A 14,717-nucleotide genomic window follows, 5' to 3' on the forward strand; every position below is an offset into this window, starting at 1 on the left:
AATGTTGGTTCTAGACTTGGTGCACATTGAGAAAGTATCTGAGGGGACATTGTGGATAGTTTAGGGACGCTCAAACCATTTGTAACTCCCACTGTGAAGGTTGGCCGCCTCTTTAACGCCTACGACGTCGAAATTTACGCCAAGCTTGACCTGCTCCAGCTCGCTGGCAGCACCAAGGAGCGCACTGCCAATGGACTCATCGAGGATCTCCTCGATTCTGGCAAGCTGGTACCAGGCGGGATGATCATTGAATCCACCTCCGGGAATCTCGGGATCGCCTTAGCGCGGCAGTGCGTAGTGCGGGGGCTCCGCTTCACGGCTGTGGTCGACGAAAACGCTAATCCGCTAGCCCTGGAACTCATGGAAGCGTACGGGGCTACGGTGAATCACGTTCAGACTCCGCCGGACGGCAACAAACTCGCTGCTCGACGCCGTCGGGTCACTGATCTCCTGGCAGCGAATCCCGGTTCCGTGACCACCAATCAATATGGTTCGCTGGCCAACCCGCGTGCACACTTTGAAACAACCATGCCGGAGATCATGGCAGGATCTGGCGGAAAACTGGACTATCTCTTCATTGCCACCAGCACCACTGGCACGCTTCTTGGCTGCCAGCAGTACGTTCGAGCCCACAGCCTGGACACCAAAATCGTGGCCGTTGATTCAGTCGGTTCCGTCCTCTTCGGTGGGACGGCTGGCACCCGCCGGCTCCCGGGGCTGGGCGCCGGAGTTCTGCCAGAACTGGCGGCCTCTGCCGAGCCGGATCTGGTCTTTGCGGTGGAGGAAATCGATATGGTCCGCGGCTGCCGGCGGCTGGCACATCGCGAGGGCATATTGGCTGGCGCGTCAACGGGAGCCATTGTTGCCGCCATGGGCACACTCCTACCCACACTGGATGCCGGCTCACGTGTGGCGTTCATGGTCCACGACACCGGTGTTCCCTACTTACAGACCGTTTACAACGATGAGTGGGTTCGCGACACCTTGAACGCCGAGCCTGAGCTAGAAGCTGAGACTGGTGCACAGGAGCTTTCGGCGAAGTGATCCGCATAGCCGTCATTGGCGGCGGACCAAAGAGCCTCTATGCGTTGCTGGCCCTCCATGACGCTCTTTCCGGCACCGGATTTGCTGCTGCGAAACTTTCTGCGGAGGGACGTCCCTCCACTGGATTTCCTGCCACCGCAAAAGCGCAGCTCGTCGTTGATGTTTACGATCCGTTGCCCCCGGGAGCAGGGAGCGTTTGGCGGGTTGACCAGCCTGAGATCCTGCGTTTGAACGTTAACGCCGGCATTGTCGATGCTTCCTCGTCGCTAAGTGGCGAGGACTTCGGCCGGTGGGTGAATCGGGTGGTCCCGGAGCTGGCACAGGAAAAGTATCCGCCACGGGCCGTGGTGGGCCGGTATCTGAGAGAGCAGTTCCAGCTTTTGTCCCAGCACGGGAACTTCGCCGTGACCCATGCACCCTTCGTCGTGACCGGCGTCGAACGTACCGGTCCGCGATGGCACGTCAGCGGCTCCTTCGGGACGCAATCCTATGACGAGGTGCTCGTGGCCACCGGTCACGGCTTGGCGCAGGCAATCATCGCGGATCCGGTGCCAGGGGCTTTGAATACGAATCCGCTGATCGGGGACTACGCCGCATTCACTTGCGCACAGATCCCTGCAGGGTCAGAGGTGTGGATTCGTGGAGCTTCCTTGACGGCTTACGATGCTGCGTTGCTGTTGACGGAGGGCAGGGGCGGGACCTGGTTGCGGGACCCGGACGACGCCGGCAAGGAGTCCCAATGGCGCTACGGTGCCAGCGGGAAAGAGCCGCGACGAATCACGTTCTTCTCCCGCAGTGCATCACTGATGGATCCCAAGAGCGAGAGCGTGCCTACTGATATTGCCACGTGTCTGACAGTGCACAAAGAGCGGCTGCGCCAGTGGGGCAGGCAGGTGCGGGAGTCGACGTCCACCCCGCAGCTGACTCAGGCTGGACTGTGGGCGATCCTGCTGCACGGTGCCCAGGATTGTGCCCGCGTCATGGGTTTGGAAGTCAGCGCGCTGTCGTTGTGGCGCACTGCTTTGACCGGGATATCGGTTGAGCTTGGCACTGGGACGCCGCCTCTATCCCAGCCGCACCCTGCGGCGATGGCTCTGCGGAACAGCTTGGCCGTGAATGATCTCAAGGCGCCGTTGACCACCGGCTGGCTTTGGGCCAGGGTGTGGTCTGGGCTCTATGCCGAGCTGGTGTCTGTTATGGACAGATTGCCACAAAGTACCCGTGAAGCAGGCCGTTTCGCCAGAGTGGCTCACAGCCTGGAAAAGTTCACTTTCGGCCCTCCTGAGCTGACGGCTCGCAAGTTGTTGGCGCTTTTTGATGCTGGAATCCTTCACGTTGCGAGGTCCCAGGAGAGACCGCCGACGTCGGCCGTTCTCATTGATGCTGTGACTCCTGCACCCGGGGCGCTTCGCTCCGCGGCGCCCGGAGGAGATCCTAATAGTGAGATTTTTGCGCAGCTTCTAAACGCTGGCGTAGTCTCGATCCGCCCGGGCGACCGCGGCCTATTAACCGAAGCCGATGGGACGTGTGTGGCACAGGATGGCACCCGCAGTGAATCGTTGGCGGCGCTGGGCCGTCCTACGGAAGGCCCTACTTTGGGCCACGACACTCTTAACCGTTCCCTGCATGGGGAATACCGTTTATGGGCTCAGCGAGTTGCTGGCCTAGCCCTGATCAAAACGACCCCTAGGACACTGTGATGGACGAAAAAATGCACGGCACGGCTCGGTTGACTGCCCGGTTGGAGCCTTGGATGGAGGAGCTGCTGGGCGACCCGGCGCTCTGCGCGGAGCTGGTTGAGAGCCACGGCTCCCCCGTCAACATTCACAACTTTGACGCTTTGGGACGCAACGTGAGCGAATTACGTACCGCGGCGGCTGCACACGGGATCGACTTTGAAATTTATTATGCCCGTAAGGCGAATAAGACCATGGGTGCTCTTGATCGGGCCGTTCGGGAAGGATGCGGCGTGGACGTCGCAAGCCTGAACGAGTTGCGTCAGTGCCTGGATGCAGGGGTGCCAGCGGGGCGGATCATTGTCAGTGCGGCCGTGAAATCCAAGGCCTTACTTGAGGTGGCCATTGACTCCGGGGTGACCATCAGTTTGGACAATGAGGACGAGTTGCGTGATGCCATGGAACTGGCCGGCTGCAAGGCTGAGACGCTCAAGATCGCGTTGCGGCTGGCCATTGAGCACCCGCTGATCCCGCCGACCCGTTTTGGCCTTCTTGCTCCCGAATGGCTGCGCATACTCTCCGACGGCGCAGTTGCTAGCCGCGTCAAGGTCGCAGGCATTCACTTCCATCTCAACGGCTATGCAGCGAATGCGCGGTCCGTGGGAATCCACCAGGCCCTGGCCGTGATCGGCCAGCTACGAGGCATGGGCCACGAGCCAAGCTTCGTGGATATGGGCGGTGGAATACCGATGTCCTATCTGGACAGTGCGCAGCAGTGGGACGATTTTTGGTCCCGGTTGGCGCAGTTGCCCGACGGCGACGAGTCCCTGACGTGGAAATCGGACAGGCTAGGTGCCGCAGGATCGCTTCCCGGGACGGGCGTCTACCCCTATCACCAGAGACTCATCCGGGGCGGTTGGCTAGATGAAGTGCTGGGGTATGTGCCTGAATCTGGAACGGATTCCATTGCCGAAGAGCTGCGTGCTGCCAAGATTCAGCTGCGCTGTGAGCCAGGGCGCTCACTCATGGATGGTTGCGGGCTTACTCTCACCGAAGTTGCGTTCACCAAGGACCGTAGCGACGGCGTTCCGTTGGTGGGTCTGCATATGAACCGGACACAGTGCCGGTCTACGTCGGCTGATTTCTTGCTTGATCCGGTGCTTGTCCACGCCGCACCTCCCCGGCGGAAACGTCGTTTTGAGAGCGCATTTCTGGTGGGTGCCTACTGCATTGAGGAGGAGCTATTGTTGCGTAGACGTTTTGAATTCCCGGCAGGGGTGGCCGCTGGCGATCTGATTGCGTTCCCCAATACAGCAGGATATTTGATGCACATTGTGGAAAGTGCCTCCCATCAGCTGCCCCTTGCCGCCAATGTTCTCTGGGATGGGAACGCATGGGTGGCGGACGGTATTGATGGGGTGAAACTGTAGGCGGGGGTTCGCGGGTGGAATGGCAAGGACCAAGATTCTGCATCGATGCATCCAAAACAACCTAACGCTCCGGGACGTTTCTCAGCGTGGCTAGACGTTCTTTTCGCCGTTGTCACCCTGAAGTCGCCAAGATATTGGCTGCCTCTTTTCAACGATATTCAGCGTCGTAACAACGTCCAGCGTTTATCCGCGAGTTGGATCTCTTTGTAAATCTCGTATAGCCCGTACAGCTGCCATGTGATGGCACAGTCTGTCATCCGTATTTATCATGCGGATACTGGTACAAGGGATGATAATGCCCATGAACAAGCCCTGGTTCACAAAATGCACCTATTTCGCAGCGGTAGCGTCCTCTATGGGCCCCGGCGAAACAGCGCTCCCAAAATACTGATTCGTACGCCAGTAGTTTGTGGACTTTCAAAGCGGCGGAGAATAGTACGATGCCGTCCTAGTCAATACTGATTCATTGTCTACAAAAGTCCGTACCATCGTTTTAGGAAATTCGAAAGCGCCAGGGGATCCGACTTGGCCGGGTCAATATGGAATGGAGGCAGTAGATCCAAAGTCTTCACAACGTCGGATTTCATTAGCTCCGCGAAAGGCTTACGTGCTACTTGAAATCTGATGCCTTGTTTCCATATTTCCCATGTTTCGTCTGTTACAAAACGCCTTTTGCGTAGATCTAGTTCATCCTCACACAATCTCAGGTATTGCAGACAGAGTTTGGCATCGGTTTCGTTCAGGCCCGCAACGGGTATCTCAACTCCGATGTCAAACGACAACCTGTCAACGATAGACCAATAGCGTTGAACATAGACAAGCTCGAATTCCCGGTGCCGTTGTTTCCTTGCGGTAACAAGCTGCATAATCGCGAAAATGACGGCCAGTGCTGTCAGTACCGATGCGATGGCGGACACCGCTTCCCAAATTTCGTGCACAATCATTCCTATCGATCAGTCCAGTTCCGCAGTATCAATTGCTTTTTCCCGCAACCGCTGCTGCAATCCACCGAGTAGCAGCACTTCCACCAGTTTTCCCGAGTCTGCCATCTCCAGCAGGGCATTGATGGCCTTCTGGTGCCCCTCGCCTGCGACATAGACGGCTTCTTCAACGACGTCCGGCAGGGACGGCGAGGAAGCGAAGTCGATCGGCCCGTTGGCCTGGGCTTCACGCTGCAACTGCTCATTACCCTCCGCATGGACCATGATCGATGAGATGGCGTTGATCTGGTCCTCATCGGAGATCCCGATCCCCTCGAAAAGCTTGTTGATCTTCTCAATCAGCGCTGCCCAAGTACCTGACCTCTTCTCCCGCGCCACACCGGATCCCGAACCCGTGATCCCCTTCAAGCCTTGCCCCTGGCCATCAACCAGTTTCAGGTCAGCATCCTCAATCTTTTTCAAGGCGTAGTGCGTCAGCACCACATCGGACAGGTCAAGCTGATTGCCCTTTGCTTTGTCGCTGAGCGCCTTGACGAGCAGCTTGATGTAGATCGCCAGCTTTTCAATCCGCGTGTCTTGGTAGTTGATTATCTGCGAAAAGAAGTCGTAGGCCTTGTTGAAGGCCGACGCGGTCTTTTGGAATTCCTCCAGCTGGCCGATCGCCAGATTATCGTGGTCCGCACGAGCCTGCCGCATCCGTTCCCGGAACACATCTACTGCTGGGTTCAGGTGTGAATACAGTCCGTTGTGGTTCCGCTGTGCCACCCACTTCTGGGCCACCAATTCCACGTCTTGGTCGTTGTAGATGTTCATGGCGTCCATCTTGGAGACCATGTCGTGGATGACGTCCGGATTGGATGCGTCCTGGATCTCGGCGTCCTCGTAGTAGTCCTGGAACGCCGCCAAAATTGTTTCTGGATCGTTGACGAAATCCAGGACAAACGTCTGATCCTTCCCCGGAATGACTCGGTTCAACCGCGAAAGCGTCTGCACTGCCGTGATGCCGGAAAGTTTCTTGTCCACGTACATGGCAACCAACAGTGGCTGGTCAAAACCGGTCTGAAATTTGTTCGCGACAATCATGATCTGGAATTCGTCGGTCCCGAACGCCTTGGTAAGCGACCGGCCCTTCAAACCGGCGTTCATCGTGTGCTCGGTGAATTCGTCAACGCCTAGTTCTGAGTCCACAATCTTGCCGGAAAACGCCACCAGCGTCGCCAGCTCGGACTCGTATCCATGCGCGTGGATGTATTCATCCATGTACTTCTTGTACCGGACTGCCTCCCTGCGTGAACCTGTCACCACCATCGCCTTGGCGCGTCCCGCCAGGTGGTGCGCCACGTTGGAGCGGAAGTGCTCCACTATGACAGCGACTTTTTGCGCAATATTGTGCGGATGGAGCTTCACCCACTGCATCAAGGCCTTTGAGCCCTTGTCGAGCTCCACCTCAATTGACTGCCCCGCCTCATCGAGATCGGCGATCCTCACGGCCATCGCGTACGTGGTGTAATTCTGCAGCACATCCAGGATAAAACCTTCCTGGATGGCCTGCTTCATTGAATACAGGTCGAAAACTTGCGGAGCACCATTCTCATCCGGCCGCCCGAACATCTCCACGGTCTTCGCCTTCGGCGTGGCCGTGAACGCGAAGAAAGACAACCGCCGCGTCTCCCCCGCCCTGGCCGACATCTCGGCCACCAGCACATCCTCGGCCGTGATGTCTTCCTCGGCTTCCAGGCCGGCAGTCGTGAGCACCTGCTTGAGTGACTTCGCCGCATTGCCCGACTGCGAGGAATGGGCCTCATCGGCAATGATCGCGTACTTGCGCCCGGCCAGTCCCTTGTTCTTCCGGATCTCCTCCAGCGCATGGGGGAACGTCTGCAAGGTGACGCCAATGATCTGGCGCCCCTTGATCAGTGCCTCCGCCAGCTGCTGGGATTTGGCGCCCTCGGAGCCACGGGTGATCGGCGCGAACACGCCCTTGACCGTCTCCAGCTGCTCAATGGCCTTCTGCAACTGTCCGTCCAGCACGTTCCGGTCACTGATCACAATGACCCCGTCAAAAACCTTGACGCCCTCCGGGGTGAACAGTGACGCCAGCCGGTATGCGGTCCATGCAATTGAGTCCGTCTTCCCCGACCCCGCCGAGTGCTGGATCAGGTAGTTGTGTCCTGGCCCCTCAACCCGCGCGGTCGCGGTCAGGGCATTGACCGCCCGCCACTGGTGGTAGCGCGGGAACCGCACGGACTTCTTGAACTGCTTCTTCCCGGTGATCGGGTCTGTGTCTTCTTCAAAGCGGTAGTGGATGAACTTGCCGATGATCGTCAGCCAGGCATCCTTCTGCAGCACCTTTTCCCAAAAGTACGACGTCGGGGAGGAACCTTCCACATGAGCGTTCCCCGCGCCGTTGTGCTCACCGGCGTTGAAAGGCAGGAACCGTGTGGACGAACCCTCCAGCTTAGTTGTCATATGGACTTCACGGTTGGTCACCACAAAGTGGACCAGGGCACCCCGGCCCATAGTCAGTAGGGGCTCTCCCTTGGGATTCCGGTCCTGCTTGTACTGCTTGATCGCGTCCTCGGCGGACTGTGTCATATCAGTTTTGAGCTCAACCGTTGCCACCGCAATACCGTTCAGGAACAACACCAGATCCAGTGATTTCTTAGGTGAGGCAGCGGAGTAGTGGACCTGGCGCATGACCCGCACACGGTTCATTCCGTAACGTTGCACGGTTATTGGGTTCAGTCCGTCAGCTGGCTCCGGTTGGAACATCTTGAACGACGCCGGCGTGACAGCGAAGCCCTTCTTGATAGCGTTCAGTGTGCCGCCACCATTGATGGGCTCCGACGACATGACGGATGCCAGCCGATCCAGGATCCGAACCTCTGCCTTTGCCTGCATCGTCGGGTTCAGATCCGGCTTGATCACCTTCGCCAACTCATCGGGAGCTGTCTCCCTCAGCCAGGCGAACACGTCCTCCGGGAATAGCCCACGTTCACGGTCGTAGTCGCCATCGTTCTTTGAATACAGCCACCCATGAGACTCCAGGTACTCGCACAACTCTGCTTCGAAATGCTGCTCGTGACTAATGGACAACGAACTCCCCCTCCAACGACTGTTGCTTCGACGCCACGGCATCGCGCACATCGATCTTGCCGGTAACTGCAGCCGAAATCAGCGCCGCACGCCGTTCTTTCGACAACGCAATCGATTCCTTGGCATCTGCAATGGCTAAATCGAATTCGTTCGTTTCCCGATTCAAAAAGTCGACTATTTGAGCCTGTTGATCTTTCGCCGGAACGACTACGGGCATCATCTGGATCTTGGGGATTGGCAAGTTCTGGACTATCGAGCCACTGGTTTCTACATCAATGTAGCTACGCATATGCGGCATGTAGAGGTTCCAAAGCAATAATTGTGGGTCAAGTTTGATTTGATCACATTTTAGTAGAACCATCCTTTGACCAAGCGCATAGATGCTGTCCGCCGGAACGAGAGCAGCCTCTCCTGCCGGGGCTTCACGGGTGAAGAAGATGTCCCCCTTCGACGGACGGCCTTTGGCCGTGCGCACCTGGTAAGTGTCACGACTAATGTCCAGCCCGCGATCAGGACTAAACCGCCCGTCTCGCACGCAGCTCGTCTTTACGCTGACGAATTCACCAGCGACATCTTCGTCTGGCGTCGTGTGCAGGCAATCAATGACCCTGGATGTTACGTGTTCAAGCCGTTGAATGGTCCATCCGGCAGGAATCGCATCCAACCATTCAACACCGCTGCACTCCAGCGACACCTTAGGGTCGAGGCCCTTGGTGACGGCTTGCGTGATGGTTGCCGCGCGGCGTTCGTTCAGCAGGGAGATGAGTTTTTCCTGGTCGGCGATGAACGCGTCAATCTCGGCCGTCTCACGGTCCAAATAGTCACCAATTTGTTCGGCCTCATGAACTGATGGAGTCGGCACCCTTAGGTACTTCATCGTGTTTTGGCTCAACCCAACACGCGTAACACCCGGAGTCTTATTCTCGAAGGTGGTCTTAACGTACTTCGATTCGAACAAATATCGGATGAAACGACTGTACCGGGTATCATTTGGCCTGTAAATTGCCAAATGATACCCGAAAACAACCCCTGGCATGTCGTTTCGCACATATGCCGGAATACCAATATCGTCCGAAGTTTCGGAATCCTTGGTGATTGCAACATCCCCAGATTTTGGAGTGAACGCCATGATCTGCGAAGGAGTCGCCGTTGCCTTCATATAGTGCGGATCGTCAACAAGAACGTCGTTGTAGTACACGTCAGTGTAATTGCACAGACGAACCGGTACCTCGTCGTCGTAAGATTTCTTGTCAACGGTGCTGGTCACAACACGACTGATCGCCGTTGCTGGCTGAACTGTCCAGTGCTTCGGCACGTCGCCGAGCCACTCAACTCCGCTCGCCCGATAGTGCGGATACGGCTTGAGGCTCATGCCTTTACCTGCTCGAGGCGGGTGCGGATGCGGCCGAGGACCGCGTCGAGGTCGGCGTCGATGTCTTCAAGAGCGCGCGGAGGAACGTACTTGTAGAAATGGCGTGTGAAGGGGATTTCGCACCCTTCCTTGGACTTGTCTTCGTCGATCCAGGCGTCGGGCACGAAGGGCTTGACCTCGCGTTCCAGGTAGGCGTGGACGCCCTCGTCCCAGGGCACGTTTTCGGTGTCGCGGAGATCAGTATCAGCCTCAAACTTGCCTTTGGTGCCGGTGCAGATGTCGGCGGTGTCGTCGCGCTCGGACAGGCCGGAGATGAGCGCCTTCATCTGGGTGCCGGTGACAGGCGTTTCGCCGTTGGCCAAGGCGCCGCGCAGGGCTTTCGCGAAGGCGTCGCGGTTGGTCCAGACTTCGCCTGTGGTCAGTGCCGCGAGGGAGGTTTCGAGCGCGAGCCGGGACTCGGCGTCGTACTTGGAAAAGGCCTTGGAGGACAGAGCCGTCTCGATGCGCTCAGCTGTGACAGCGAAGTTGAGGCGCAATGGGCGTTCGACGGTGATGGTGCGGTAGAAGAAGTCGGTGGTGTTGAAGATTTTGGACTTGTCGCTCTGTTCGAAGTCTCCGTAGAGCTTGACGATGGTGTTGATGTCGTCGGGCCCGAGTTCGTTGCGCTTGGAGCCGAGGCCCTTGCGCATTTTCCGGAAGAGCTGGGAGCCGTCGACGAGCTGGATCTTGCCCACACGGTCAGGATGCTTGGATTTGGAGAGGACCCAGACGTAGGTGCTGATGCCGGTGTTGTAGAACATGTCCGTGGGCAGGGCGATGATGGCTTCGAGGTAGTCGCGCTGCAGGATCCACTTGCGGATGTTTGACTCCCCCGAGCCGGCGCCGCCGGTGAACAGGGGCGAGCCGTTCAGGACGATGGCCGCCCGGCCACCGGTGGTGCCCTGGCCGGGCTCGCGCATCTTGGAGATCAGATGCATCAGGAAGAGCATGGAGCCGTCGGACACGCGCGGGAGGCCGGGACCGAAGCGGCCGCCGAAGCCCTTTTCGAGATGTTCCTCGCGGACGGCTTTTTCTTGTTTTTTCCAGTCGACGCCGAAGGGCGGGTTGGAGAGGCAGTAGTTGAAGGTGGTGCCGGCGTGGCCGTCGTTCAGGAGGGTGTCGGCGTTTACGATGGCGTCCACGGATTGGCCCTTGATGACCATGTCCGCCTTGCAGATGGCGTAGGACTGGGCGTTCAGTTCCTGGCCTGCGAGGGTGAGTTTCGCTTTCGGGTTCATCTGGGTGAGGTGGTCTTCGGCGACCGAAAGCATACCGCCGGTGCCTGCGGTGGGGTCGTAGACGGAACGAACGATGTCCTTGTCGGTCAGGTCTTTGCCATCGGCGTCGAAGAGGAGATCCACCATGAGCTCGATGACCTCACGCGGGGTGAAGTGTTCACCGGCGGTTTCGTTGGAGGCTTCGGCGAACTTGCGGATGAGTTCCTCGAAGATGTGGCCCATTTTGGCGTTGGAGACACGCTTGGGGTGGAGGTCCACTTCGGCGAAGCGCTGGACAACGAGGAGGAGCAGGTTGTTCTCCTCAAGTTCCTCAATCCGGTCCTCGATCTTGTACTTGGAGAAGATGTCGTGGACGTTCAGGGAGAATCCGTTGATGTAGGCGAGCAGGTTCTCCCGGATGTTCTCCGGGTCCCCCACCAGCTTCTTCAGATCATAAACGCTGGTGTTGTAGAACGAGTGCTGGTGTCCGGCCTTTGTGCGGAGGAGGACGGGGCGAACTGGCATGCCCTTCTCGTTTGCTTCCTTGACTGCCTCAAGCACCTGGGGTTTGGTGTCTGCAAGAACTGAATCCAGGCGGCTGAGCACCGTGAACGGCAGGATGAAGTCGCCGTACTGGTGAGCCTTGAAATTGCCTCGCAGAAGATCCGCGATTCCCCAAATGAATGATGCGTAATTACTCAAGTCTCTTGCCTGCTCTGTCCGGGTCTTGCTTGTTGTGTTGCCGATGCTGGCGATCGGTGCACGCGGCACCACTTAGAGCATATGACGATGCGGAGGCATCCGGGCAAATCGCTACAGCGTAAGCAGGGTGGGCACGGCGTCTACATAGGGGCGCGCTTGTCCAGAAAGTGGATTTTACGCAAAATGTCAGCCGCGAAAGCATGATTATGGTGCTTGGCGAAAACCGTGGTGGACCGGCGCATCATGGTCACGTTGAGCCTATAAGCGGCATCCAAAATGAATGGCTGCTCCAGCACCCTGGAAAAGGTATCAGTGCCTACGCAGTCCAGAGTCAGCACCGGACCTGCGCTTCGATAGTTAGTGGACACTTGGGAAGTTACCCGCCGAAGCCAGCGGTCTTTCAGTGCTTCCAACTTGGGTGAGAGTTCCTCAGGCCAAAGATTGACTGTCCATTCAAGCTCTGTGCTTCCATTTTTGAGATCCTGCTCAGTCACGTACAAGGCTTCCACGGAACCGACATTCAGCGTGAAGAGCCTGCGGTGATCCCTATACTTCCGTGTTGATGGAAACGCTGTAAGCGACCACAACAAACCCCCTGTCCGGCTGGGGCTTGGGATGGTCTCGTGCATGTACCGCGCCAGCTCATCTCGTATCTGCCGATAGTCGCGACGCTCCGAGAGTTGCCAGAAACGGCCATCTTTGGACTGCCTGGGCTCTTCCGAAACAGTTAACCGCCTGGATCTCTCCCATGGCAGCGTGAGTCTGGCGCCGACTGCCATCTCAATTTCCAGATCCCCACGGCCGCCCGGCTGGTCGGTCAGCATCTTGTTGCGCAGGCTGTAGCCGCGTTGCTCGTGGACGATGGCTGCGCGCTCATATGCGTCAAGCAATTCTCGCTCGCATGGGGCAAACCCGAACGCCAAGATATCACCGTGGGTGCGCCTGTGGTCCGCGTAGCGACGGATGATATTCACGGTTTGGCCCACATAGCGGACACCATCTTCAAACTCAAGGACGTAAATCCCACAGAGGTCTCCCGATTCCGCCATGGCAAAGAGTGCGGAAACAGGGGCCGAATCTTCCATGGAATACCGTGTGAAAATGAGAGGTTCCAACATAGCTGCGTCTGGGCTGTCCATGCCCCCATAGTGACATCAATAGGCGCGGCTGGCTAAAGGACTTTCCCGTCAAAATCCCCACTCATAACAATGCGCCACCGTCAGTCCGCCCGACCAGCGAGTCACAGTACCGAAGGCGGCCAGCCAAGACAGCCACCTTCCCGGGGCTATGCTCAAAATGACCAGAGAGGAAACCATGCCCACATTCGGGATGCCGTCACATATTGATTTTTCAGTTTCCAATGCCGAGGCCAGCGCACGGTGGTATTGCGAGGTCCTGGGCTTGAAGCGGGTGCGGCGCGTTGACTTCGAGGACCGCATTATGATCGTTCTCTTGCATGCCACCTCAGGTCTTGTCATCGGGCTCAATGAGCACTCCGTAGTCCCCAATGGCCGCTTCGATGACCGGAATGTGGGCTTGGACCACATTGGTTTCAGCGTCACCGAGAGGGCCGATTTGGAGACTTGGGAGCGCCACCTGAGCGCCCTCAACGTGGTGCATTCCCCCACCGAAGATACTGCCAACGGATCCGCCCTGGTCTTCCGCGACCCAGACAACATTCAGCTTGAGTTTTGGTGGACCCGTAAACAATAAACTGGTAGCTGGTGTGGAGGTTGCAGTGCGATAATTTCGATATCACCAAGCAAAGGATCTCTACCTCATGGCCCACTTTGACCTCGTCATCATTGGCACCGGCTCCGGCAACTCCATCCCAGGCCCCGAATTCGATGATTGGTCCATTGCCATCGTCGAGGACGGCTACTTTGGCGGCACCTGCCTCAACGTAGGTTGCATCCCCACCAAAATGTTTGTCCACCCCGCCGAACTCGCAGACGCGGCCCGTCACGGCAAGGCTCTGGGCATCGACGCCCAGCTCAACTCCGTGGACTGGAAAGGCATCCGAGACAGGATCTTCACCCGCATCGACGCCATTGAAGCCGGTGGGCGTGCCTACCGCGATGGCGACGAATGCCCCAACATCACGGTCTTCTCCGGGCACGGGCAATTCACCGGGACCAAGGCACTGCACGTGGACCTCCACAACGGTGACACTGCCGAGATTACCGGTGACCGATTCGTCCTGGCCGCGGGATCCCATGCGGTAGTTCCCGAGATTCCGGGTCTGGCCGATGCCAACGCCCCGTTCCATACCTCGGACACCATCATGCGGATCGAATCCCTTCCGGCCAGCATCGCCATCCTTGGCGGTGGCTACATCGCCGCCGAATTCGCGCACGTTTTTTCTTCATTCGGTGTCAAAGTCACTCAGATCGCCCGTGGCTCCCGGCTTCTCAAGTCCCAGGACGACGACGTCTCCGCTCAGTTTACAAAGGAAGCATCCGCACGCTACGACGTCCTATTGGACACTAAGGTCAGCGGCGTCACAGAGACCAGTGACGGCGTCGAACTTGTTGTTGAAGGCCCCAACGGGACCCACACCGTGGCCGCAGAGTTGCTGCTGGTCGCCACCGGACGCCTCTCCAATGGTGCCCGGCTGTCAGTGGAAAAGGCGGGTGTGGAGCTGGATCACCACGGCAGGGTAGTGGCGGATAAATTCCAGCGCACCACTGTGGATGGCATCTACGCTCTGGGAGACATCAGCACCCATCACCAGCTCAAGCACGTGGCTAACCATGAAGCCCGCGTGGTCAAGCACAACCTGGCCCATCCCGAGTCCCTGATCAGCTCCGACCACCGCTTTGTACCCGCGGCCGTCTTCACCGATCCGCAGATCGCCTCCGTTGGTATTACGGAAGCACATGCGATCAAGGCCAACATTCCCTATGTTGCCAAAACCCAGAACTATTCCGACATCGCCGCGGGCTGGGCCAGGGAAGATCAGGGCCACTTCCTGAAGGTGCTGGCAGATCCCGCCACCGGGCTACTGCTGGGCGCTCATGTGATTGGGCCGGAGGCTGCCACGGTGATCCAGCCGCTGATCCAGGCCATGTCCTTTGGGCAGAGCGCACACGACGTTGCCCACAATCAGTACTGGATTCATCCTGCCCTGACGGAATTGGTGGAGAACGCGCTGCTGGGCTTGCCGGAGCCATCCGCGCAGCAGTAACTACTCACGGCCA

Annotated in this window: 10 protein-coding genes; 5 read left to right on the forward strand and 5 right to left on the reverse strand. The window is 58.0% G+C overall.

Annotated features, from left to right (window positions below):
* Nucleotides 1-51: 51 nt before the first annotated feature.
* Genes LOH53_RS09790 through LOH53_RS09800 form a run of 3 tightly spaced genes read left to right on the forward strand, consistent with a single transcriptional unit; the run spans nucleotide 52 to nucleotide 4,150 of the window.
* The gene (locus LOH53_RS09790) at nucleotides 52-1,044 is read left to right on the forward strand and encodes a pyridoxal-phosphate dependent enzyme (protein WP_230067559.1); all 993 of its coding nucleotides are present in this window, start codon (nucleotides 52-54) and stop codon (nucleotides 1,042-1,044) included.
* On the forward strand, nucleotides 1,041-2,744 hold the full coding sequence (locus tag LOH53_RS09795) for an FAD/NAD(P)-binding protein (protein WP_230067560.1): 1,704 nt from the start codon (nucleotides 1,041-1,043) through the stop codon (nucleotides 2,742-2,744). The genes LOH53_RS09790 and LOH53_RS09795 overlap by 4 nt, the downstream gene beginning before the upstream one ends.
* Nucleotides 2,744-4,150, forward strand: coding sequence for an alanine racemase (locus LOH53_RS09800; RefSeq protein ID WP_230067561.1), 1,407 nt, complete (start codon nucleotides 2,744-2,746; stop codon nucleotides 4,148-4,150). Before LOH53_RS09795 ends, LOH53_RS09800 begins: the two co-directional genes overlap by 1 nt.
* Before the next feature lie 470 nt (nucleotides 4,151-4,620).
* Here the strand turns inward: LOH53_RS09800 and LOH53_RS09805 are convergent, their stop codons facing one another.
* The 5 genes from LOH53_RS09805 to LOH53_RS09825 form a co-directional block, all read right to left on the reverse strand.
* Nucleotides 4,621-5,088 carry a hypothetical protein gene (locus LOH53_RS09805; protein WP_230067562.1) on the reverse strand — a complete coding sequence of 156 codons (468 nt, stop codon included), beginning with the start codon at nucleotides 5,086-5,088 and terminating at the stop codon, nucleotides 4,621-4,623.
* Between the two features lie 15 nt (nucleotides 5,089-5,103).
* On the reverse strand, nucleotides 5,104-8,187 hold the full coding sequence (locus tag LOH53_RS09810; protein WP_230067563.1) for a type I restriction endonuclease subunit R: 3,084 nt from the start codon (nucleotides 8,185-8,187) through the stop codon (nucleotides 5,104-5,106).
* A complete protein-coding gene (locus LOH53_RS09815) occupies nucleotides 8,177-9,559 on the reverse strand; it encodes a restriction endonuclease subunit S (RefSeq protein ID WP_230067564.1) in 1,383 nt (460 codons plus the stop codon). Before LOH53_RS09815 ends, LOH53_RS09810 begins: the two co-directional genes overlap by 11 nt.
* Nucleotides 9,556-11,517, reverse strand: a complete 1,962-nt coding sequence (locus LOH53_RS09820) for a type I restriction-modification system subunit M (protein ID WP_230067565.1) — start codon at nucleotides 11,515-11,517, stop codon at nucleotides 9,556-9,558. Before LOH53_RS09820 ends, LOH53_RS09815 begins: the two co-directional genes overlap by 4 nt.
* Nucleotides 11,518-11,657: 140 nt before the next feature.
* A complete protein-coding gene (locus LOH53_RS09825) occupies nucleotides 11,658-12,656 on the reverse strand; it encodes a GIY-YIG nuclease family protein (protein WP_230067566.1) in 999 nt (332 codons plus the stop codon).
* A 157-nt stretch (nucleotides 12,657-12,813) separates the two neighbouring features.
* On the opposite strand from LOH53_RS09825, the gene LOH53_RS09830 reads away from it, so the two are divergent.
* On the forward strand, nucleotides 12,814-13,230 hold the full coding sequence (locus LOH53_RS09830) for a VOC family protein (protein ID WP_230067567.1): 417 nt from the start codon (nucleotides 12,814-12,816) through the stop codon (nucleotides 13,228-13,230).
* A gap of 67 nt (nucleotides 13,231-13,297) precedes the next feature.
* Entirely contained in the window at nucleotides 13,298-14,704 is a 1,407-nt protein-coding gene (locus tag LOH53_RS09835) for a mycothione reductase (RefSeq protein ID WP_230067568.1), read from the forward strand.
* Nucleotides 14,705-14,717: the final 13 nt, after the last annotated feature.

This window comes from Arthrobacter cryoconiti, from assembly GCF_020905375.1.
In the GTDB taxonomy this organism is placed as follows: Bacteria; Actinomycetota; Actinomycetes; order Actinomycetales; family Micrococcaceae; genus Specibacter; species Specibacter cryoconiti.

Excerpts from the sequence above, each read along its gene's own strand:
- LOH53_RS09815 (WP_230067564.1), bottom strand. The coding sequence starts at position 9,559 with ATGAGCCTCAAGCCGTATCCGCACTATCGGGCGAGCGGAGTTGAGTGG.
- LOH53_RS09800 (WP_230067561.1), top strand. The coding sequence starts at position 2,744 with ATGGACGAAAAAATGCACGGCACGGCTCGGTTGACTGCCCGGTTGGAG.
- LOH53_RS09830 (WP_230067567.1), top strand. The coding sequence starts at position 12,814 with ATGACCAGAGAGGAAACCATGCCCACATTCGGGATGCCGTCACATATT.
- LOH53_RS09825 (WP_230067566.1), bottom strand. The coding sequence starts at position 12,656 with ATGGACAGCCCAGACGCAGCTATGTTGGAACCTCTCATTTTCACACGG.
- LOH53_RS09835 (WP_230067568.1), top strand. The coding sequence starts at position 13,298 with ATGGCCCACTTTGACCTCGTCATCATTGGCACCGGCTCCGGCAACTCC.